The sequence below is a fragment of the Planomonospora sp. ID82291 genome, from assembly GCF_015711645.1.
Classification (GTDB): domain Bacteria; phylum Actinomycetota; class Actinomycetes; order Streptosporangiales; family Streptosporangiaceae; genus Planomonospora.
The window spans coordinates 179,178-200,939 of the sequence record NZ_JABTEX010000004.1 but is presented as its reverse complement, the minus strand read 5'-3'; the positions used below and the strand labels follow the sequence as shown (position 1 = coordinate 200,939).

At 72.6% G+C, this 21,762-nt stretch carries 20 protein-coding genes; 8 read left to right on the top strand and 12 right to left on the bottom strand.

Annotation, left to right across the window (positions count from 1 at the left end; genetic code table 11):
* Positions 1-60 precede the first annotated feature (60 nt).
* The 3 genes from HS045_RS25445 (at position 61) to HS045_RS25435 (ending at position 3,132) form a co-directional block, all read left to right on the top strand.
* Entirely contained in the window at positions 61-567 is a 507-nt protein-coding gene (locus HS045_RS25445) for a MarR family transcriptional regulator (RefSeq protein ID WP_307827709.1), read from the top strand.
* A 211-nt stretch (positions 568-778) separates the two neighbouring features.
* Positions 779-1,456 carry an LppX_LprAFG lipoprotein gene (locus HS045_RS25440; protein WP_196453999.1) on the top strand — a complete coding sequence of 226 codons (678 nt, stop codon included), beginning with the start codon at positions 779-781 and terminating at the stop codon, positions 1,454-1,456.
* A 5-nt stretch (positions 1,457-1,461) separates the two neighbouring features.
* A complete protein-coding gene (locus HS045_RS25435; RefSeq protein ID WP_196453998.1) occupies positions 1,462-3,132 on the top strand; it encodes an MFS transporter in 1,671 nt (556 codons plus the stop codon).
* A gap of 183 nt (positions 3,133-3,315) precedes the next feature.
* Here the strand turns inward: HS045_RS25435 and der are convergent, their stop codons facing one another.
* From der to HS045_RS25380, 11 genes are all read right to left on the bottom strand, one after another.
* On the bottom strand, positions 3,316-4,737 hold the full coding sequence (gene der, locus HS045_RS25430; RefSeq protein WP_196453997.1) for a ribosome biogenesis GTPase Der: 1,422 nt from the start codon (positions 4,735-4,737) through the stop codon (positions 3,316-3,318).
* On the bottom strand, positions 4,734-5,399 hold the full coding sequence (cmk, locus tag HS045_RS25425) for a (d)CMP kinase (RefSeq protein WP_196453996.1): 666 nt from the start codon (positions 5,397-5,399) through the stop codon (positions 4,734-4,736). Before cmk ends, der begins: the two co-directional genes overlap by 4 nt.
* A gap of 291 nt (positions 5,400-5,690) precedes the next feature.
* A complete protein-coding gene (locus HS045_RS25420; RefSeq protein WP_196453995.1) occupies positions 5,691-6,845 on the bottom strand; it encodes a prephenate dehydrogenase in 1,155 nt (384 codons plus the stop codon).
* Between the two features lie 34 nt (positions 6,846-6,879).
* Positions 6,880-7,239, bottom strand: a complete 360-nt coding sequence (gene aroH / locus HS045_RS25415) for a chorismate mutase (protein WP_068894078.1) — start codon at positions 7,237-7,239, stop codon at positions 6,880-6,882.
* A 76-nt stretch (positions 7,240-7,315) separates the two neighbouring features.
* A complete protein-coding gene (locus tag HS045_RS36265) occupies positions 7,316-9,013 on the bottom strand; it encodes a pseudouridine synthase (RefSeq protein ID WP_196453994.1) in 1,698 nt (565 codons plus the stop codon).
* Complete coding sequence (gene scpB, locus HS045_RS25405; protein WP_196453993.1) at positions 9,010-9,570, bottom strand: SMC-Scp complex subunit ScpB; 561 nt, start codon at positions 9,568-9,570, stop codon at positions 9,010-9,012. The genes HS045_RS36265 and scpB overlap by 4 nt, the downstream gene beginning before the upstream one ends.
* Positions 9,563-10,393 (bottom strand): ScpA family protein, encoded by an 831-nt coding sequence (locus HS045_RS25400; protein ID WP_196453992.1) that lies wholly within the window; start codon positions 10,391-10,393, stop codon positions 9,563-9,565. The genes scpB and HS045_RS25400 overlap by 8 nt, the downstream gene beginning before the upstream one ends.
* Before the next feature lie 75 nt (positions 10,394-10,468).
* Positions 10,469-11,413, bottom strand: a complete 945-nt coding sequence (locus HS045_RS25395; protein ID WP_196453991.1) for a ParA family protein — start codon at positions 11,411-11,413, stop codon at positions 10,469-10,471.
* 284 nt (positions 11,414-11,697) lie between these two features.
* The gene (locus HS045_RS25390; RefSeq protein WP_307827708.1) at positions 11,698-12,600 is read right to left on the bottom strand and encodes a tyrosine recombinase; all 903 of its coding nucleotides are present in this window, start codon (positions 12,598-12,600) and stop codon (positions 11,698-11,700) included.
* Between the two features lie 30 nt (positions 12,601-12,630).
* Positions 12,631-13,260, bottom strand: a complete 630-nt coding sequence (locus HS045_RS25385) for an NUDIX hydrolase (protein ID WP_196453990.1) — start codon at positions 13,258-13,260, stop codon at positions 12,631-12,633.
* Positions 13,257-14,927 (bottom strand): CTP synthase, encoded by a 1,671-nt coding sequence (locus tag HS045_RS25380; RefSeq protein WP_196453989.1) that lies wholly within the window; start codon positions 14,925-14,927, stop codon positions 13,257-13,259. Before HS045_RS25380 ends, HS045_RS25385 begins: the two co-directional genes overlap by 4 nt.
* A 154-nt stretch (positions 14,928-15,081) precedes the next feature.
* On the opposite strand from HS045_RS25380, the gene HS045_RS25375 reads away from it, so the two are divergent.
* The 4 genes from HS045_RS25375 (at position 15,082) to HS045_RS25360 (ending at position 17,746) form a co-directional block, all read left to right on the top strand.
* Positions 15,082-15,786, top strand: coding sequence for an acyltransferase (locus tag HS045_RS25375; RefSeq protein ID WP_196453988.1), 705 nt, complete (start codon positions 15,082-15,084; stop codon positions 15,784-15,786).
* 10 nt (positions 15,787-15,796) lie between these two features.
* Positions 15,797-16,399, top strand: coding sequence for a DUF4126 domain-containing protein (locus tag HS045_RS25370; RefSeq protein ID WP_196453987.1), 603 nt, complete (start codon positions 15,797-15,799; stop codon positions 16,397-16,399).
* Positions 16,400-16,467: 68 nt separating this feature from the next.
* Positions 16,468-17,088: a hypothetical protein gene (locus HS045_RS25365; RefSeq protein ID WP_307827707.1), complete on the top strand. Its 621-nt coding sequence runs from the start codon at positions 16,468-16,470 to the stop codon at positions 17,086-17,088.
* A 67-nt stretch (positions 17,089-17,155) separates the two neighbouring features.
* Complete coding sequence (locus HS045_RS25360) at positions 17,156-17,746, top strand: Uma2 family endonuclease (RefSeq protein WP_196453985.1); 591 nt, start codon at positions 17,156-17,158, stop codon at positions 17,744-17,746.
* Between the two features lie 61 nt (positions 17,747-17,807).
* On the opposite strand, the gene uvrB is transcribed toward HS045_RS25360, so the two are convergent.
* The gene (gene uvrB, locus HS045_RS25355) at positions 17,808-19,916 is read right to left on the bottom strand and encodes an excinuclease ABC subunit UvrB (protein ID WP_196453984.1); all 2,109 of its coding nucleotides are present in this window, start codon (positions 19,914-19,916) and stop codon (positions 17,808-17,810) included.
* Positions 19,917-20,075: 159 nt separating this feature from the next.
* Here uvrB and HS045_RS25350 point away from each other — a divergent pair, with 159 nt between their 5' ends.
* The gene (locus HS045_RS25350; protein WP_196453983.1) at positions 20,076-21,758 is read left to right on the top strand and encodes an SPFH domain-containing protein; all 1,683 of its coding nucleotides are present in this window, start codon (positions 20,076-20,078) and stop codon (positions 21,756-21,758) included.
* Positions 21,759-21,762 lie beyond the last annotated feature (4 nt).

Below are 21,762 nucleotides of genomic sequence, written 5' to 3'. Positions count from 1 at the left end.
ACGAGAACCCGGCAGAACGGGCGTCTCCGGCATTGCGGAGGAATTGCGGCGAGGAGAGCGGTGCACGGGCGGAACGGCGAACGACCGGTGGACGGCGAGGAGCACCGCTGGCTCACCTCGATCGAGCAGCGGGCCTGGCGCACCCACCTGGCCGCCCACAAGCTCCTGGAGCACCGGCTCGACCGCGAGCTGCAGGCCTTCGGCCTCTCCCTGAACGACTACGAGATCCTGGTCAACCTCTCGGAGAGTCCCGCCCACCGCATGCGCATGAGCGACCTGGCCGACGCCACCATCCAGTCCCGCAGCCGCCTGTCCCACCAGATCTCCCGGATGGAGGCCGCCGGCCTGGTCGTCCGGGAGACCTGCGCCGACGACCGGCGCGGCACCTTCGCCGTGCTGACCGAGCACGGCTGGGCCACCGTCCGGAAGGTGGCGCCGGAGCACGTGGCCGGCGTGCGGCGGCACTTCATCGACCTGCTCACCGACGACCAGCTCCGCGAGCTGGCCGCCGCCTACGGTCCCGTGGTGGACCACCTGAAAGACCTGCGCGATCCCTCCCGGTCGTGAACGCCCGGGGTGCCCCGCCGCCCGGCGCCGAACCCACGACCGCGCACTCCCGACGGCGCCGAACCCACGACCGCGCGCTCCGGACGGCCCTGCGGGAACACCGCGGCCGCGCACTCCGGACGGCCCTGCGGGAACGCCGCGGACGCCGGTGAAGCGAAACCGATACCGGCCGGGATCCCACCCGCGACCGGGCGGTCGCTACGATCCGGCCATGTCTGCTCGCCGGATCTTCGTCGCCGCGCTGATCACCGCGCTCTTCTCCCTGGTCACCGCCTGCAGCGGCGGTGCCGATGCCGGAACCGCCCTGCCCGGCGGTCCTGAGCTGGTCAAGAGGTCCGCGGAGGCGATGCGGACCGTCACCTCGGCCTCCTTCACGATGGAGGCCGAGAACGCGCCGCGGCTCCAGGTCAAGAAGGCCGCCGGCCGCCTCAGCGCCACCGGCGACGCCGACGGCACGATCCAGCTCGACTTCGCCGGCAGCCTCCAGGAGATCAGCTTCGTGCTGGCCGGGGACACCGTGCACTTCAAGGGCGTCACCGGCGGCTTCCAGAAGATGTCGCGCAGCGAGCTGGCCGCCGTCTACGACCCGTCCGCCATCCTCGACCCCGAACGGGGGGTCGTCCGGCTCCTGTCCAACGCGCTGGACCCGAAGACCCAGGCGGAGGAGAAGCTGGGCGGCGCCGACGCCTACCGGCTCTCGGCCACGCTCTCCCAGCAGATCCTCGCCGCGATGGTGCCGGGGGTCGCGCAGAGCGTGGAGGGCACCCTCTGGATCGACAAGGCCACCGGCCGCCTCCTCAAGGCCGACCTGCCGATGACCGAGGGCAAGGTCACCGTCACCTTCGCCGACTACGACGCGCCGGTCCAGGTGACCGCGCCGGCGGAGTGACGGCCGTGGCCTCCCCGCCCCTCCCCGATCCCGACGGCGACGCCCCCGGCACCGCTCCCGGCGGTGCCCCCTCCGGTTCCTCCCGCAGCTCCTCCGACGACGCCGCCCCCTCCCCCGGCGCCTCCCGCGACGGCAGGGCCGCCCGGCGGCGCGTCGCCCTGGGCGTCGGCGGCACCGCGGTGCTGCTCGCCGCGCTGGACGCCTACGTGGTGGTCACCGTCCTCGTGGACATCGCCAAGGACGTCGACGTCCCCCTCAACCACCTGGAGCGGGCCACCCCGATCGTCACCGGCTTCCTGCTCGGCTACGTCGCGGCCATGCCGCTCCTCGGCCAGCTCTCCGACCGGTACGGCAGGCGCCCGCTGATCCAGCTGTGCCTGGCGGGCTTCGCGATCGGCTCGGTCGTCACCGCGCTCGGCGACACGGTGCCCTGGCTGGTCGCCGGGCGCACGCTCCAGGGCGTCGCGGGCGGCGCCCTGCTGCCCATCACCATGGCGCTGGTCGGCGACCTGTGGGACGAGCGGGGACGCCCGCCGGCGCTCGGCGCGGTCGGCGCGGCCCAGGAGCTCGGCAGCGTCCTCGGCCCCCTGTACGGCGCGGGCCTGGCCGCCCTGGTCCCGGCCTCCCTGCACCTCGGGGCCGTCCCGCTCGGCGGCTGGCGCTCGATCTTCTGGCTCAACCTCCCCCTGGTGGCCGTCGCCGCGGTCGCCGTGCAGCGCTCGGTGCCGCGGCCCCGGCGGGCGGACCCCGCCGCCCCCGGCACCGCCCCGACCGCGGCCCCGGCCGTGCGCGTCGACCTGGTCGGCGGGCTGCTGCTGGCCCTCTGCCTCGGCCTGCTCGTCGCCGGCCTCTACAACCCCGACCCGAGCACGTCCGTACTGCCCCCGTGGGGAGCACCGGCGATCATCGCCGGAGCCGCGGCGGGAGCCGCGTTCGCCGTGTGGGAGACGCGCGCCCGCACCCGGGTGATCGACCTGACCGGGGTGGCGCGCGGCCCGTTCTTCGCCACCCTCGCCGTCAGCTTCCTGGCCGGCGCCGCGCTGCTGGTCACCCTCGTGGACGTGCAGTTGTCGGCGCAGACGCTGCTCGGGCTGGACACCCTGGACGGCGCCCTGGTGCTCTCCCGCTTCCTGGTCGCGCTCTCCTTGGCCGCCCTGCTCGGCGGGGTCATGGCCCGCCGGTACGGCGAGCGCCCCGTCGCGGCGCTCGGGCTGGCGGTCGCCGCGGTCGGCTACGTCCGGATCGGCCAGTGGCCGCTCGACCTGGCCGCCGCCGGGCACCGGATGGACGCCGACCTGATCACGGCGGGTCTGGGGCTCGGCGTGGTGATCGCGCCGGTCTCCTCGGCGGTGCTGCGCGCCGTACCGTCCGACCGGCACGGCGTGGCGTCGGCGGCGGTGGTCGTGGCGCGCATGATGGGCATGCTGCTGGGCGTGGCGGGCCTGTCCGCCTGGGGCTTCCACCGGTTCCAGTCGCTCACCGCCGACCTGGACACGCCGCTCCCGTTCGGGGTGGAAGCCGACGTCTACGCCGAGCGGCTCGCCGCGTACGAGGCGGCGGTGAAGGCCGCCCTGCACACCGAGTACAGCGAGATCTTCCTGCTCACCGCGGTCCTGTGCGCGCTGGGCGTGGCGGCCGCGCTGTTCCTGCCGCGCCGCCCCGCGGACGCCCCCTGACGGGCGTCCCCGACCGGCACGGGCCGACGGCGACCGCCGGAGGACCTCCCGCGTACGCGGCCTCGTCCTCCCCGCCGGACGAGGCCGGGCCCGGAAGACCGTCCGCCCCACCGAACGAGGCCGGGCCCGGAACGCCGTACGGCCCGGCGGGAGGCCGGGCCGTACGGTGCGGGGTGCCGGACGCTACTTCTTCTTCTGCGCCTGCTTCTTCTCGCGGATCCGCATCGTGACGTCGATGGGGGAACCGGCGAACCCGAACTCCTCGCGGATCCGGCGCTCGATGAAGCGCCGGTAGGTCTCCTCCAGGAAGCCCGAGGTGAACAGCACGAACTTCGGCGGTTCGGTCGCCGCCTGCGTGGCGAAGAGGATCTTGGGCTGCTTGCCGCCGCGCACCGGCGGCGGGGTGGCCGCCACCAGGTCGGACAGGAAGGCGTTGAGGCGGGCCGTCGGGACGCGGGTGGACCAGGAGTCCAGCGCCTTCTCGATGGCCGGGACGAGCCGGTCGACGTGCCAGCCGGTCTTGGCGGAGATGTTCACCCGCAGCGCCCACGGCACGCGGACGAGCTGCCGGTCGATCTCCTTCTCCAGGTAGTAGCGGCGGTCCTCGTCGAGCAGGTCCCACTTGTTGAACGCCACGACCATGGCCCGGCCGGACTCGATCACCAGCGAGATGATCCGCAGGTCCTGCTCGGTCAGCACCTCGCTCGCGTCGATGAGCACGATCGCGATCTCCGAGCGCTCCAGGGCGCTCCTGGTGCGCATGCTGGCGTAGAAGTCGGCGCCCTTGAGCTCGCGGTCGCGGCGGCGGATGCCGGCGGTGTCCACGAAGCGCCAGGTCCTCCCGCCCAGCCGGATCAGCTCGTCGACCGGGTCGCGCGTGGTGCCGGCCATCGGGTCGACGAGCACGCGCTCCTCCCCCGCGAGCTGGTTGAGCAGCGAGGACTTGCCCACGTTGGGCTTGCCCAGCAGCGCGACCCGGCGCGGGCCCCGCTCGGCGCCGAAGCGCTGCGGAGGCGTCTCGGGCAGCCTGTCGAGCACCACGTCGAGCAGGTCGCCGCTGGAGCGGCCGTGCAGGGCGGAGACCGGCTGGGGCTCGCCCAGGCCCAGCGACCACAGCGCGGCGGCCTCCAGCTCCATCTGCTGGTTGTCGACCTTGTTCGCGGCCAGGATGACCGGCTTGCCGGAGCCGCGCAGCACGTGGCCGACGATCTCGTCGGAGTCGGTCACCCCGACCGTGGCGTCCACCACGAACAGGATGACGTCGGCCAGCTCGGCCGCGATCTGCGCCTGCTCGGCGATCCGCAGGGCCATGCCGGTCGCGTCCGGGTCCCACCCGCCGGTGTCGACCACCGTGAACCGGCGCCCGCGCCAGGTGGCCTCGTACGTCACCCGGTCGCGGGTCACCCCGGGCACGTCCTCCACGACCGCCTCGCGGCGGCCGATGATCCGGTTGACCAGCGTGGACTTGCCCACGTTGGGGCGGCCCACCACGGCCACCACCGGGAGCGGGCCGGAGTCCGGCGCCTCTTCCCGCGAGCTGTCGTCGGTACCCAGATCGGCGAGCTCGGCGTCGATCCAGCCGCGGTCTTCGTCGTGTTCCGTCACACTTTTTCCTTGATCAAACGCAGTACCTCGGCGATGACCTCTTCGAGGTTCAGCGCCGTGGTGTCCAGTTCGACGGCGTCGGACGCCATCGCCAGCGGGTCGGTCGCGCGCGTCGAGTCCAGGGTGTCGCGCCGGGCCATCGCGGCCTTCTGCGCCTCCACCGTGGTCCCGGCCAGCTCGGCCGTACGGCGGGCCGCCCGGGCGTCCGCGCTCGCGGTCAGGTAGACCTTGACCGGGGCCTCCGGCGCCACCACGGTGCCGATGTCGCGGCCCTCGACCACGATGCCGCCCTCGCCGATGATCTCCCGCTGCTCGGCGACGAGCCGGCGCCGCACCTCGGGAACGGCGCTGACCGCGGAGACGGCGGCGGTGACCTCGGCCGTGCGGATGGGCGCGGCGGCGTCGGCGCCGTCCACGGCCACCGACGGCGCGTCGGGGTCGGTCCCCATCGCGAGGACCGGATCGAGCGCCCTGGCCGCGATCGCCGCGGGGTCGGCCAGGTCCACCCCCTGCCGGAGCATCCACCAGGTGATCGCCCGGTACATCGCCCCGGTGTCGAGATACCGCAGTCCCAGTGCCCGCGCGACCCCGCGCGACGCGCTCGACTTGCCCGACCCCGAAGGCCCGTCCATGGCGACGACCAGCCCGGTCACCGTGTTCATCTCTGGCTCGCTCCGCTCGTGGACGCCCCGCGTGCGCCCGGCCTTCGGCCTCGGCGCCGACGGGGCGGCGTACCGCCCGCTTGAGTTGTCCGTACGAGGTTACCGGGAGCGGGGAGGCAACCACGCATCAAGGCGGCGCCGTATCCGGCGCACCCCGCGCGCCCGGCACCGCCGGGCGGACGGCGCCTCGGGCCTTCGGCGGCGCCGGGCGCGCTCCGCGGTCCGGTCTCGCGGACGGCGGACCGCGGAGATCAGCGCAGGTGCCGGCTCGCGGACGGCGGACCGCGGAGATCAGGGCAGGTGCCAGCCGTGGGCGCGCAGCGCCTCCGAGAGCGCGTCCGCCGCCTCGGGCTGCACGAACAGGTCGGCGGCGCCCAGCGGCAGGCCCGGAGCGTGCTCCAGGCGGACGTCCTCGATGTTGACGCCGGCCGCCTCGGCCACCTGGAACAGCCGGGCCAGCTCGCCCGGGCGGTCGCCGATGATGACCTGGACGGTCGCGTAGGTGCGCGCGGGGCCGCCGTGCTTGCCGGGGATCCGGCCGGTGCCGGCGACGCCGCGGTGGAGCAGGTCGGTGACCGCGCCCATCGCCTCCGCGGCGGTCTCGCCCGCAGCGGTCTCGCCCGCACCGTCCCGCGAGGCGCAGGCCCGCAGGGAGGCCGCCGCGGCGGCCAGGTCGGCCGCCACCGCCTCCAGGACGTCCGCCACCGGCAGCGCGTTGCCCGACAGGATCCCGGTCCACAGGCCCGGATCGCTCGCCGCGATGCGCGTGACGTCGCGGACCCCCTGCCCGGCCAGGCCGAGCGCGGTGGCGGGGGCGTCGGCGAGCCGCGCGGCGACCGCGGCGGAGGCCACGTGCGGCGCGTGCGAGACGAGCGCCACGGCCCTGTCGTGCTGGACGGCGTCCACCTCGACGGCCTCGCCACCGCAGAGTTTGATCAGCCCGCGCAGCACCTCCAGCGCGTCGGGCGAGGTCTCCTCCACCGGGCACAGCGCCCACGGGCGGCCGAGGAACAGGTCGGCCCGGGCCGCGGCGGGCCCGGAGCGCTCCCGCCCCGCCAGGGGGTGTCCGGCGGCGTAGGAGGACAGGTCGCAGCCGAGCTCCCGGGCCCGGCGGATCGGCAGGGCCTTGACGCTGGCCACGTCGGTGTAGAACCGCGCGGCCCCCGCCTGCTGGAGTCGCGCGAGCTGCTCGGCGACCAGCTGCGGCGGGACGGCGATGACCGCCAGGTCCACCGGCCGGCCCGGGTGCCAGGCGACGCCCGGGTCCAGGTCCGCGGGCCGCCCGGGGCTCCACTCGACGCCCGCGCCGAGTTCCCTGGCCAGCCGCAGGGCCGCCGGGTCCCGGTCGGTCAGGTAGACGGTCACGCCGTGCTCCCGCAGGGCCAGCGCGACCGAGGTGCCGACCAGACCCGTGCCGACGACGAGGACGGACTCCGGACCGCTCATCTGCCCTCCTCGGAGATGGTGCCGCATGGGGGAATCATTGAGCGATGTCGACCCGCAGCGCCACCGCGCCACGCAGGTAGACGTGCTGGATCTCCTGGCGGGGCCGGTCGGTCTCCACGTGGGCCATCAGCCGCACGACGTGCGGCAGCGCCCCCGGGACGTCGATCTCGGAGGCGCAGATGAGCGGCACGTCGTGGAAGCCGAGCTTGCGTGCCGCGAGCGCGGGGAACTCCGCGGTCAGGTCGGGCGTCGCCGTGAAGATCACGCTGATCACGTCGTCGGTGGTGAGCGCGTTGCGCTCCATCACCTCCGTGACCAGTTCGGTGACCCCGGACAGGATGGCGTCCCGGTCGTTGCCCTCGACCTGGATCGCACCGCGGATCGCCCGCACCATCGTCGTTCCTCCGTACTGTTCACGCCGGATCGCCCCTGGCGATCCGGCGTGTCCCGAACGTGTGTATTCAGGAAGGTTACAGTCCGACGGCGGCGTACAGTTCGCCGACCTCCTTGACGGTGAGCGTGCGGACCGTGCCCGGCTTGAGCCGGCCCAGCTTGACCGGGCCGAACTCGATCCGGGCCAGGTCGATGACCGGGTGCCCGACCTCCTCCAGCATGCGCCGGACGATGTGCTTGCGCCCCTCGTGCAGGACGATCTCGACCAGGGCCTGCTGCCCGTGCTCCTGGACCAGGGCGAAGGAGTCGGCCTTGGCGATGCCGTCCTCCAGCTCGATGCCCTTCTTCAGGCGGCGGGCGAGATCGGGCTTGATGCGGCCGGGGACCTTGGCCCAGTACTTCTTCTGCACGCCGTAGCTGGGGTGGGTGAGGCGGTTGGCCAGCTCGCCGTCGTTGGTGAGGATGATCAGGCCCTCCGTCTCGGTGTCGAGCCGGCCCACGTGGAACAGGCGCTCGGTGCGGTCGGCCACGTAGTCGGCGAGCGACGGGCGGCCCTCCGGGTCCGACATGGTGCTGACGACGCCGATGGGCTTGTTGATCGCGAAGTAGACCAGGTCCGGCATGGTCGGCAGCCGCTTGCCGTCGACGTGGATGACCTGCCTGGCCGGGTCGACGCGGGCGCCGAAGCGGCGGACCACCTGGCCGTCGACCGTCACCCGGCCGTCGCCGATCAGCTCCTCGCAGGCGCGGCGGCTGGCCACCCCGGCCTGGGCGAGCACCTTCTGCAGCCGGACCCCGCCCGGGACCTCGGTGGTGTCGCGCTCGTCGACGTAGTCGCGGTCGTAGAAGTCCGAGTCCCGCCTGGGCTGGCGGGCGGTCTTGAACCGGTCGTTCTCGATCGTGCCGGGCCTGCGCCCGGCCTTGGGCGCGGGGGCGCGGCCGGGGACGGTACGGCCGCCCTGCGCGGGACGCCCCTGGGAGGGACGGCCCCGGCCGCCCCGGTCGGCCCGGAACCCGCCGATCGTCTGGACCTCGTCCCGCCGGCCGGGCCTGCCGGACCCGCCGCGCGAACCGCCCCGATCGTCCCTGCGGGGAGCCCCGGAACGACGGTCCTCACGGTCGTCACGGCGCCCGGGTCCGCCCCGGTCGTCACGACGCGGAGCCTCACGCTCATCGCGCCACCCCGAGCGGAACCCGCCCCGCGCCTCCCCGCGCGGAGCCTCGGAACGGAACCCGCCCCGCTGCTCACGGGACTCGAACCCCTGCCGGTCCTCCCGACGCGGAGCCTCCGAACGGAACCCGCCCCGCTCACCCTCACCGGGCCTGCCGTACCGGCTGCGCGAACCGCCCCGATCGGCACCGAACCCGCCCCGCGCCTCCCCGCGCGGAGCCTCGGAACGGAACCCGCCCCGCTGCTCACGGGACTCGAACCCCTGCCGGTCCTCCCGACGCGGAGCCTCCGAACGGAACCCGCCCCGCTCACCCTCACCGGTCCTGCCGTACCGGCTGCGCGAACCGCCCCGATCGGCACCGAACCCGCCCCGCGCCTCCCCGCGCGGAGCCTCGGAACGGAACCCGCCCCGCTGCTCACGGGACTCGAACCCCTGCCGGTCGTCACGACGGGGAGCCTCCGAACGGAACCCGCCCCGGCCCGCCCGGAAACCGCCGGAGGACGACCCGCCCCGGGGTGTGCCCCCACGGGAACCGCCGCGCGGGGCGCCGCCACGGCTCTGACCGCGTCCCTCACCGGACGGGGTACCACGCCTGTTGTTCACTGCTGTTTCTCCTCTAGGGTTTCCACGTCGTCGGGCAGGAAGGGGGCCAGCTCGGGGAGCTCGTCGAGATCCCGCAGGCCCATCCGCTCGAGGAAGTACGAAGTCGTCCGGTAGAGCACGGCCTGGCTCTCCGGTTCGGTGCCGGCCTCTTCGACCAGCCCCCTGGTCACCAGGGTGCGCATGACGCCGTCGCTGCTGACGCCCCGGATCGCCGCCACCCGCGCCCGGCTCACGGGCTGCCGGTAGGCGACCACGGCCAGGGTCTCCAGCGCGGCCTGGGTGAGCCGCGTCTGCTGGCCGTCGCGGACGAACCGCTCCACCACGGAGGCGCACTCGGCCCGCGTGTAGAACCGCCAGCCGCCCGCGACCTCTCTCAGGTCGAAACCCCGGCCCGCCTCCGTGTATTCCGCCGACAGCTCGCGGAGTACGGCGGAGACCTCCGGGACGGGGCGTTCCAGCACCTGCGCGAGGGTCACCTCGGCCACCGGCTCGTCGACCACGAGCAGGATCGCCTCCAGCGCGGTGCGCAGAGCGGGTCCGTGCGGCGCGTCAGCCATCGGCGGGCTCTTTCCTCGTCCGGTCGTCGTAATCGTCGGCCACGGCGACGTCCCCCTCGTCGCTGCCCGTCCAGGTCACGTACAGCTCCCCGAGGGGCTCCAGCTGCTCGAAGGAGACCGCCGCCTCCCGGAAGAGCTCCAGGACGGCCAGGAACCGCGCCACGACCTCGAAGGTGCCGGCGCAGTCGGAGGTGAGCGCCCGGAAGGTCGCCCGGCGCAGCCGTCGCAACCGCTCGACAAGGATAACCGCCTGTTCCCTGACGTTGGCGAGCGGTTGGTAGATGTGGGCCACCGAGACCGACGGCGGGGTCTTGGGCGCGAAGGCCCGCCGGGCGATCTCGGCCAGCCGGTCGGGGCCGATGCCGAGGACCAGCTCGGGCAGCAGACCCGCGAACCGGGCCTCCATCGGCACGGTCCGCGGGAAGCGCAGCGCCTCCTCGGCCAGCCGCCGGGAGAGCACCTTCGCGACCTCCTTGTAGGCGCGGTACTGCAGGAGGCGGGCGAACAGCAGGTCGCGGGCCTCCAGCAGGGCGAGGTCCTCCTCGTCGTCCACCTCGCCCGAGGGCAGCAGCCGGGCGGCCTTGAGGTCGAGCAGGGTCGCGGCGACGAGCAGGAAGTGGCTCGTCTGGTCCAGGTCCCACTCCGGCCCCCTGGCCCGGATGTAGGCGATGAACTCATCGGTGACCGTGCTGAGCGAGACCTCGGTGATGTCGAGCTTGTGCTTGGAGATCAGGCCGAGCAGCAGGTCGAAGGGGCCCTCGAAGACCTCCAGGTGCACCCTGAAGGCGCCGTCGTCCCCGCCGGTCTGCGGCTGCTCGGTCATCGGGCCATTGTCCCGCACCGCTCCGCGTCACCGGCCCGTACCGTCCGCACCCCGGACCCGGCTCAGCGCTCCCTCTCAACCCTCGGTCGCGTCCCAGCGGGCGAGGACCTCCCTGGCCAGCTCGCGGTAGGCGCTCGCGCCGAGCGAGGAGGAGTCGAAACTGGTGATGGGCTCACCGGCCACGGTCGCGTCGGGGAAGCGGACCGTCCGGTTGATCACCGTGTGGTAGACCTTGTCGTCGAACGCCTCGACCACCCGCGCCAGCACCTCGCGGCCGTGCAGGGTCCGCGCGTCGTACATCGTGGCGAGCAGGCCCTCGATCACCAGGTCCTCGTTGATGCGCTCCTGGACCTTCATGATGGTGTCCATCAGCAGCGCGACGCCGCGCAGCGCGAAGAACTCGCACTCCAGCGGCACCATGACGCCGTGCGCGCAGGCCAGCGCGTTGATCGTGAGCAGGCCCAGGGAGGGCTGGCAGTCGATCAGGCACACGTCGTACTCGGGCAGCAGCGGTTTGATCACCCGGCCGAGCACCTGCTCGCGGGCGACCTCCGTGACGAGCTGGACCTCGGCCGCGGACAGGTCGATGTTGCTGGGCAGCAGGTCCATGCCCTCGACACCGGTCTCCAGCAGCACGTCCTCGGCGGTGACCTGGCGGTCCATCAGGAGGTTGTAGACCGTCAGGTCCAGTTGGAGGGGGTTGATCCCCAGGCCCACGGACAGGGCGCCCTGCGGGTCGAAGTCGACCAGCAGCACCTTCAACCCGGCCTCGGCCAGGGCCGCGCCGAGATTGATGGTGGTGGTGGTCTTGCCGACGCCGCCCTTCTGGTTGACCATGGCGACGACGCGGGCCGGTCCGTGGACCGTCCGCGGGCGTGGGTCGGGGAACACCGGCCGGGGACGCCCGGTCGGGCCGAGCACTCCCCCCACGCGGGGAGCCCCGGCGGTCTTGGTGTCACCCCAAGGGTTCTCGGGGGTTCCGGGCGTCGCCCGGATGGAACCGTCGGTGGTCGCAGTCACCAGTCGAACCTCCCTGACGGCCTCGGACCGGACCGTCCGGACGGACACTATGGCATGAACCCCCTGGGCTGAAAAGTCCAGGCCTTTCCCGCGTCCGCCTTGACAGGTCACGGCTCGGACCTTGATGATGCCCTGCCCCCACCCGGGATGGGGGAGCCGGTTCCCGCTGAGTGCGCCACCGCGGCCGCGGCGACACTCGAGACAGTATCTCAGGAGGCGCGGCCCGTCGCACTACTACGCGCCTCCCGTCCCGTTCCCGGCCGCCCGCCCGGCCCCATGCGCCCTCACCGCGCGCGCGGGTGCGCGGCGGCGTACACCTCCCGCAACCGGTCCGCCGCGATCAGCGCGCGCACCCGGGCGGCCGCCGGGGCACGCCCCAGCAGCTCCTGCACCGTCCCGGCGTCGGCGCCCCCGTCCAGCAGATGGGCGGCGAACGAGTGCCGCAGCACGTGCGGCGAGACCCCGGCCAGTCCGGCCCGCTCGGCGGCGGCCTGCAGGACCTCCCAGGCGCCCTGCCGGGTGAGCCCGCCGCCGCGGGCGTTGAGGAAGAGGCTCCGGTCGCCCCGGCCGTGGGCGGCGATGCCCGGCCGGGCCGCGGCGAGGTAGGCCTCCACCGCGTCCCGGCCGGGGCGGCCGAGCGGCACCGCGCGCGTCCGCCCGCCCTTGCCGCAGAGCCTGACCTGCGGGGCCCGCCGAACCAGGTCGACGTCGTCCACGGTCAGGCCCACGGCCTCGGAGATCCGCGCGCCGGTGCCGTACAGCAGTTCCAACAGGGCCCGGTTGCGCAGGGTGAGCGGGGCTCCGTCGGGGCCGGCGGCGGCGATCAGCCGCTCCACCTCCCCCACGTCCATCGCCCGGGGCCGGGGCCGCAGCCGGCGCGGCGGCCGGACGCGGTCGGCGGGGTCGTGCCCGGAGACGCCCTCGCGCAGCGCGAAGCGGTGCAGGCCCCGCACCGCGGAGACGGCCCGCGCCGCCGAGCCGGCGGCGAGGGCGCGGTGCTCGGCGTCGCCCTCGCTCAGCGCGGTCAGGAACGCCGCCACGTCGGCCTCGGCGACCTCGCCGAAGGTGACGCGGCCGCGGCTCTTCAGATGGCCCACATAACGCAGGAGGTCACGGCGGTAGGAGGCCAGGGTGTTGGCGGCCAGGCCCCGCTCCACCGCCAGGTGGACGAGGTAGCTGGAGAGCACGGCCTCCGTCTCGCTCAGGGTGTCCTCCCGTCATGCCTCCGGCGCGTCGGCGGGCCGCAGTGAGGCGAAGCCGTCCGCCGAGGCGGCGTATGCGGCGAGGATACCGGTCACGGCCTGGGAATTGTGGATCATTCCTGCCAGGGCGCGCCGGACCGCGTCGGCCAGCGGGACCCAGACCACCGGCATGTCGGCCTCCTCATGCCTGCGGACGAAGTCCAGCTCCCCGTCAGGGATCGGGCTCACGTCCCGGGCCAGGAAGATCCGGGTCCGCTCGTCCGACATCCCCGGCGAGACGAAGGTGTCGACGAGGGTGTGCCAGGTCCCGGCCCGGTATCCCGCCTCCTCGGCCAGCTCGCGGGCGGCCCCGACGTGCAGGGGCTCGCCCTCGACGTCCCGCAGTCCGGCGGGCAGCTCCCACAGCAGGCGCCGGGCGGGGTGGCGGTACTGGCGCAGCAGCAGCACCCGCCCCTGGTCGTCCAGCGCGACCACGGCCACCGACCCGGGGTGCACGACGTAGTCGCGGTCGACCACCTCCCCGTCGGGCATGACGACGGCGTCGGTCACGCCGGTGATGACCCGGGCGCTGAAGCGCCGGGCGGTGGAGACGACCTTCCATTCCTCCGGGACGTCCTCGACGTCCCCGAACCCCAGGCCGCTCACTTGCCGCGCCCCGCCCTGGCCACGGTGCCGCGGCCGTCGGCGTAGACGAGGGCCGCGCCGATCAGGCCCTTGAACAGCGGGTGCGCGCGGGTCGGCCGGGAGCGGAACTCCGGGTGGGCCTGGGTGCCGATGAAGAACGGGTGCACGTCGGTCGGGAGCTCGGCGTACTCCACCAGGCGGCCGTCGGGCGAGAGCCCGGAGAAGACCAGGCCGACCTTCTCCAACCGCTCGCGGTAGGTGTTGCTGACCTCGTAGCGGTGCCGGTGGCGCTCGTCCACCTTGGCCTTGCCGTACAGCTGGCGGGCCAGCGAGCCCTCGGCGAGCTTGGCGGGGTAGAGGCCCAGGCGCATGGTGCCGCCCATGTCGCGCTCGCCGGCGACGACGTCCTCCTGGTCGGCCATGGTGGAGATGACCGGGTGGGCGGTCTCGGGGTCGAACTCGGTGCTGCCGGCGTCCTCGATGCCGGCCAGGGTGCGGGCGGCCTCGATGACCATGCACTGCATGCCCAGGCAGATGCCGAGCAGCGGGACGCGGTTCTCGCGGGCGTGGCGGACCGCGCCGAGCTTGCCCTCGATGCCGCGCACGCCGAACCCGCCGGGGATGAGCACGCCGTCGACGCCGTCGAGCTCGCGCTCGGCGCCCTCGGGGGTCTCGCAGTCGTCGCTCTTGACCCAGCGGATGTTGACCCGGGCGTCGTTGGCGAAGCCGCCGGCGCGCAGCGCCTCGGTCACCGACAGGTAGGCGTCGGGCAGGTCGATGTACTTGCCGACGAGCGCGATGGTGACCTCCTTGGCCGGGTGGTGCACCCGGCGCAGGAGCTGCTCCCACTCCTTCCACACCACGTCGCGGAAGGGCAGGCCGAGGCGGCGCACGACGTAGGCGTCCAGGCCCTCGGAGTGCAGCACCTTGGGGATGTCGTAGATGCTCGCCGCGTCGACCGCGGAGACCACGGCGTCCTCGTCGACGTCGCACATGAGGCTGATCTTGCGCTTGATCGAGGTGCTGACCGGCCGGTCGGAGCGGAGCACGATCGCGTCGGGCTGGATGCCGATGCTGCGCAGCGCGGCGACCGAGTGCTGGGTCGGCTTGGTCTTCAGCTCCCCGCTCGGCCCGATGTACGGCAGCAGCGAGACGTGCAGGAAGAACACGTTGTCGCGGCCGACCTCGTGGCGGACCTGGCGGACGGCCTCCAGGAAGGGCAGCGACTCGATGTCGCCGACGGTGCCGCCGACCTCGGTGATGACCACGTCGACGTCGGGGCCGGCCATGGACCGGATCCGGTCCTTGATCTCGTTGGTGATGTGCGGGATGACCTGGACGGTGTCGCCGAGGTACTCGCCGCGGCGCTCCTTGGCGATCACGTTGGAGTAGACCTGGCCGGTGGTCACGTTCGCCGAGCCGTGCAGCTCGGTGTCGAGGAACCGCTCGTAGTGGCCGACGTCGAGGTCGGTCTCGGCCCCGTCGTCGGTGACGAAGACCTCACCGTGCTGGAACGGGTTCATCGTCCCGGGGTCGACGTTGAGGTAGGGGTCGAGCTTCTGCATCGTGACCCGGAGGCCGCGCAGCTTGAGGAGGCGCCCCAGGCTGGATGCCGTCAGCCCTTTCCCCAGACTGGAGGCGACACCTCCGGTGACGAACAGGTGCTTGGTGTGTGCGGCGCTGCGCAAGGAGTCTCCCGTGGTCGTGACAGATCAGTCGGCGCACCCTCTTGGGAGGCCTACAGGTCCACGGGCTCTCAGAATATCAAAGCCCGCTCCCGGAGCGCCCGCGCGGGCCCTCCCCTGTTCCGCCCGCAAGTGACCAAGCGGTAATTTGCCTCTCATGTCGCTTCGAGACGTGGTACGGCGCGCCGCCGGGACCCTCATCCACCGTGGCTGGAATGCGATCCGCGCGGCCGGCACGGTCAGCCCGGCCAACCCGGCCGGCTACCGCTTCCGCCGTCTCGGCGAGGGCGTCTGCATCGCGTTCCCGGTCGGAGCGATCTTCGGTGAGGCCTGGATCGAGATCGGCGCGCACACCCTCGTCGGCGAGCGCGTGTCCATCTCCGCGGGCATGGGCCCGGGGGTGGACCTGGGCCCGGAGGCGATCGTGCGGATCGGCGGCAGCTGCTCGATCGGCCGGGGCAGCCACATCGTGGGCCACCAGTCGATCGAGATCGGCGACCACGTGTTCACCGGCCCGTACGTGTACATCACCGACCAGAACCACGTCTACGACGATCCTGAGACGCCCATCGGCCGCCAGTGGCCGCGCAACACCCCGGTCTCCATCGGCGCGGGCTCCTGGCTGGGCACCGGCGCGATCATCCTGCCGGGCACCCGGATCGGCCGCCAGTGCGTGGTCGCGGGCGGCGCGGTGGTCCGCGGCGCGTTCCCCGACCACAGCGTCATCGCGGGCGTCCCGGCCCGGGTCGTCCGGGAGTACACCCCGGGCGGGGGCTGGCGGCCGCCGCGGCTCCGCGAGACTCTGCGCCTGCCGGGATCCATTCCCGGCCCGGAAACGTTGGAGGGTGCACAGGAGCGATGACGGAGGTGCGATGCTCGCGGCGCTGACCGGTCTGGGCCTTTCCACGGCGGCCGGGCTGAACGCCTACATCCCGCTGCTCGTCGTCGGCCTGCTGGCCGACTTCACCGACCATGTTCGGCTGCCCGAGGAGTTCGCCTGGCTGTCGAACGGCGGGGTGCTGGCGGTCATCGGCGTGCTGTTCCTGGCCGAGGTCGTGCTCGACAAGGTCCCGGTGGTCGACAGCGTCAACGACATGGTCCAGACGGTGGTGCGGCCGGTCTCCGGCGGGGTGGTGTTCAGCGCCACCGAGGCCGCGGCCCGGCTCGACGGCTCCGACTGGATGAGCGCGAATCCCTGGGCCGGCTGGGTGCTGGGCATCGGGATCGCCCTGGCGGTGCACGTGATGAAGTCGGCCGTCCGGCCCGCGGTCAACGCCTCCACCGCCGGGGTGGGCGCACCGGTCGTGAGCACGGTCGAGGACGCCGGGTCCCTCGGCATCAGCCTGATCGCGGTCTTCCTGCCGGTCCTCGTCCTCATCGTGGTGGCCGTGCCGGTCCTGCTCGCCTGGCGGCTGCTCCGGAGGGCACGGCGCCGCCGCCGTGCGCCGGGCCGCGGCGGGGTGCGCCCCGGCTGATCTTCAGAAGCCGCGTGCAGCCGGGCATGCGGGATATGCTCGAACGACCCCGACGATCCCACCGGGAGGTGGTTCCGATCAGCGCATTCCTCACCATCGCCCTGGTGGTCCTGTTGTTCCTCCTCATCCTCGGAGGCGCCGGCGTCTACCTGCTGGTCAAGGTCGGCAAGAAGGCGACGAAGAAGGCCCGCAAGGTGACGACCCGGGTCGTCTCCCACGTGGCCGCGATGGATCCCGGCGACGCCGGCGAGGCCGAGCGCATGCGCCTGGACCTGCGCCGCGAGGTCTCGATCACCCGCCAGGCGGTGGAGCACGCGACGCAGGGCGGCTGGGGTCTGGGCGACCTGCCCCACCTGGTGGCCGAGATCGAGTCGCACGCCCGGCAGCTCGACGCCCAGCTGGGCATGTACGCCCAGCAGAGCCGCGTGTCCGCCTACGTCGACCACGCCGCACTGGCCCGCCTGCGCGAGCACCACGCCAAGCTGACCACGGCCTGCGCCCGCATCCGCGCCGACCTGCTCAACGACCAGATGGCGCACTCCGCCAGCGGCATCGAGGAGATCCGGAGCCGCACCGACCTGGAGATCGAGGCCCGCCGCCAGGCCCCCGTCCTCGATCCGCTGGACCAGATCGACGAGCTCTACAACCGCACGATGATCGACCGGGCCCGCCCGGAGGAGCCCCGCTGACCGGTCGCCCGCTGTGACATGATGAGCACGTCGCGTTGATCCTCTTTCACGTCACCAAGGAGGCAGGATGACCACGGCGCTTCCCGAGTGGTTCTATCCGGGCCCGCCCGGCGGATGGACGGCCGACATGCTCGACCATCTCCCCGCCGACGCGCCCCGGCACGTCGAGTTGATCGACGGAGCACTCATCATGATGTCACCGCAGACAGCGTTCCACATGCTGGTCATCAATCTGCTGATCGACAGGGAACGCGGGATCAGGCCTCCCTCGGACCTCATGGTCGCGCGGGAGATGACGGTGACCATCGGAATGCGGCAACGTCCCGAGCCTGATGTCGTTCTTGTCAAGAAGAGCGCGATGACGAATCTCCTCACGACCTCCTTCAAGCCCGAGGACGTGCATCTCGTCGTCGAAGTGGTCTCCCCCGAATCCGTCGAGAGAGATCGGAACACCAAGCCGAGCAAGTACTCGGACGCCGGAATCAAGCATCTCTGGCGGATCGAGCAGGAGGACGAGCGGCCTGTCGCCTACACCTTCGAACTGGAACCGGCGGTGAAGGCGTACGTCCCCACCGGGATCCATCGGGAGCGACTACGGACGAACATCGGCTTCGACGTGGACATCGATCTCGACCTGAGCACGTTCATCCACGGCTGAGCCGTGCCCGCCGGGGCTGTCACGCGGGTGAGGTCCTCACCCGCGTGACGGCCCCCGGCGCTCAGGAGACCCCGGCCTCGCGCATGTCGCGGACCTCGCGCTTGAGTTCCTTGATCTCGTCGCGGAGCCTGGCCGCGACCTCGAACTGCAGGTCGGCGGCGGCCTGGTGCATCTGCTCGGTGAGCGAGGCGACCAGCTCCTCCAGCTGGGCCCGGGGCAGCTCCCCCGCGATCGCCTGGGCGTGCCGGCCCGCCTGCCTGCTGCCGAAGCCCGGGACCGGCGCCTTGCCGCGGGACTGCTGGCGCCCGCCGCCGAGGAGCTGGGCGGTGTCGGCGTCCTCGCGGTTGAGCGAGTCGAGGATGTCGGCGATCTTCTTGCGGAGCGGCTGCGGGTCGATGCCGTGCGCCTCGTTGTAGGCCATCTGCTTGGCCCGGCGCCGGTTGGTCTCCTCGATCGCCCGCTCCATGGACGGGGTGATCCGGTCGGCGTACATGTGGACCTGGCCGGAGACGTTGCGGGCGGCGCGGCCGATGGTCTGGATGAGCGAGGTCTCCGAGCGCAGGAAGCCCTCCTTGTCGGCGTCGAGGATCGCCACCAGCGACACCTCGGGCAGGTCCAGGCCCTCGCGGAGCAGGTTGATGCCGACCAGCACGTCGAACTCGCCCAGCCGCAGCTCGCGCAGGAGCTCGATGCGGCGCAGGGTGTCGACCTCGCTGTGCAGGTAGCGGACCCGGATGCCGAGCTCCAGCAGGTAGTCGGTGAGGTCCTCGGACATCTTCTTGGTCAGCGTGGTGACCAGGACGCGCTCGTCCTTCTCGGTGCGGACGCGGATCTCGTGGACCAGGTCGTCGATCTGCGACGTCGTCGGCTTGACGACGACCTCGGGGTCCACCAGGCCGGTCGGCCGGATGACCTGCTCGACCACCTCGCCCTTCGCCCTGCCCAGTTCGTACGGTCCCGGGGTGGCCGACAGGTAGACGGTCTGGCCGATCCGCTCCAGGAACTCCTCCCACTTCAGCGGGCGGTTGTCCAGCGCCGAGGGCAGCCGGAAGCCGTGGTCGACCAGGGTGCGCTTGCGTGAGGCGTCCCCTTCGTACATCGCGCCGATCTGCGGGACGGTCTGGTGCGACTCGTCCAGGACCAGCAGGAAGTCCTCGGGGAAGTAGTCGAGCAGGGTGTTGGGCGCGCTGCCCGGGGCCCGGCCGTCCATGTGCCGGGAGTAGTTCTCGATGCCGGAGCAGGTGCCGATCTGCTGCATCATCTCCAGGTCGTAGGTGGTGCGCATGCGCAGCCGCTGGGCCTCCAGGAGCTTTCCCTGCCGCTCCAGCGCCTCCAGCCGCCCGGCCAGCTCCGCCTCGATGCCCCGGACCGCGGTGGCCATGCGCTCGGGGCCGGCGACGTAGTGGGAGGCGGGGAAGATGAAGAGCTCGTCGTCCTCGGAGATCACCTCGCCGGTCAGCGGGTGCATGGTGGAGAGCTTCTCGATCTCGTCGCCGAACATCTCGATCCGGACGGCGAGCTCCTCGTACTTCGGGATGATCTCGATGGTGTCGCCGCGCACCCGGAACGTGCCCCGGGTGAAGGCCAGGTCGTTGCGGGTGTACTGCATGTCGACCAGGCGGCGCAGCAGCGCGTCGCGCTCGACCTCCATGCCGACCCGGAGCGGGGTCATCCGGTCGACGTACTCCTGGGGGGTGCCCAGGCCGTAGATGCAGGAGACCGAGGCGACCACGATCACGTCGCGGCGGGTCAGCAGCGAGTTGGTCGCCGAGTGGCGCAGCCGCTCGACCTCGTCGTTGATCGACGAGTCCTTCTCGATGTAGGTATCGCTCTGCGGGACGTACGCCTCGGGCTGGTAGTAGTCGTAGTAGGAGACGAAGTACTCGACCGCGTTGTGCGGCATCATCTCCCGCAGTTCGTTGGCGAACTGCGCGGCGAGCGTCTTGTTGGGCTGCATGACCAGGGTGGGGCGCTGGAGCCGCTCGATCAGCCAGGCGACCGTGGCGGTCTTGCCCGTGCCCGTCGCGCCCAGCAGGACGTTGTCCTTCTCACCCGCCCTCACACGCCGCTCCAGCTCGGCGATCGCGGCGGGCTGGTCGCCCGACGGGGTCATGTCCGTGACGACCTTGAAAGGAGCCGCCTTGCGCTGCAAATCTGTTACCGGCCTCACCTGTCCCACTGTAGGCGGCGGCACCGACAATCCTTGGTCAACCGTCCGGCAAGCGGACCGCAAGCCGAATGCCGTTCACTGTTCTGCGGGCGCACGCCCAGCAGGCATGATGTAACCGATATGTCCGGTTTTTAGATACACGTTCCCCTCGGAGGTGCGATGTCCCGGCCAAGAGAGGCCGCCAGGCAGGCCGCCATGGCGGCGGCCCAGGCGATCGGGCAGGGAGGCGACCCGCGCCAGGTCGCCGGTCAGGTCGCGGGCCGGTTCGCCGGTCAGCTCACCGGTCAGCTCACCGGCCAGGCCCCGGGTCAGGAACCGGCGGAGCGGGGCTTCTCGCTCAACCCCTCCGACTTCGTGGCCGCCCGCGACCAGGGCACGTCCGTGGGCACCGTCATCGAGGCCCGGGGCTCCTCGCTGAACGAGGCCGGCGAGATCGTCAACCGGAGCTTCGGCGAGCGCGGCCCGAACGGCGAGGCCGTCCACGTCATCTCCCCCGTGGTGATCCCCAAGGGCACCACGGCCCGGGTGGTCCTCCCGCTGGCCCTGCTGGCCGCGCTCGGCCTGGCCGGCCTGCTCGCCACCGGGCTGCCGGACGGCGCCCGGGTGCTGTTCGGCGTGCACTACTGGGTGGTGCTGGCCCTGGCCGCCGTGTTCCTGTGGTGGCGCCGGAGCGTGGTCATGGTGCCCGAGGGCTGCAGGGCGCTGATCACCAAGTTCGGCAAGCTGGTGCAGATCGCCGAGCCCGGCCGGGTGACGCTGTTCAACCCGTGGAAGCGGGTCAGCTACATCGTCAACACCACCCGCGAGTACCCGTTCAACGCGCCCATCCGCGAGGCCCCGACCCAGCAGGGCGTCAAGGCCAGCGTGGACCTGTTCCTGCAGTTCCGGATCGAGGACCCGGCCGAGTTCATCTTCGTGCTCGGCTCGGTCGGCGGCTTCCAGGCCAAGCTGCAGAACGCGATCAGCGAGGTCACCCGCTCCCTCATCTACGCCCAGCGCGCCGAGGACATCTACGACCTGGTGGGCGAGAGCACGCTCGGCATGCTGGAGAGCCTCAACCAGCAGTTCCTGCCCGCCGTGCGGCTGACCGACGTGAACATCACCCACGCCGAGCCGTCCAGCCAGGAGTACCGCATGGACCTGGCCGCCCCGGAGATGATCCGGGTGGCCAAGGAGGCCTACACCTACGAGTACGAACTCCAGCTGCGCAAGGAGCAGAACGAGGGCGACCTGGTGCGGGAGCTCGCCGGGCTGCAGGAGCAGCTCTCGGCCATCCACGCCGAGATCGCCGGCTACCAGGCCCGGATGGACACCGCGCTGGAGCGCGCCACCCACCAGGCCAAGGCCCAGGCCGGTCAGCGGCTGGTCGAGGCCGAGTCCACCGCCAAGGCCAACGCCGCGCTGCTGGAGGCGCAGGCGCTGGACATCCGGGCGCTGAGCGCCGCCGAGGCGCCGGAGATCCTCGACTACCGCTTCCAGCAGGACCTGCTCGACAAGCTGGAGTCGGTCGCCGCCCACCTGCCCCGCGTGGTCCAGGTCGGCGAGCACGTCGACATCGACCTGCTGGCCCTGGCCCAGCAGCTCGTCGGCGGACGTGAGACCGCCCTGTTCTCCGCCGAGGACATGGCCGCGATCCGCTCCCGCATCACCGAGATCGGCCGTCGCGTCGGCGAGCGGGAGGCGGAGATCTCCGCCCTGCTCAACCCGTCCGCCGACCCCGTCGGGACCGCGACAGGCGACGGCGTCCCGGGCGCCGCCCCGAACGGCGTCCCCGAGACCGCCCCCGAGAGCGCGCCGCGCACCCCGCGGGGCGCCGCGCCGCACCCCCAGGAAGAGGCCTGAGGAC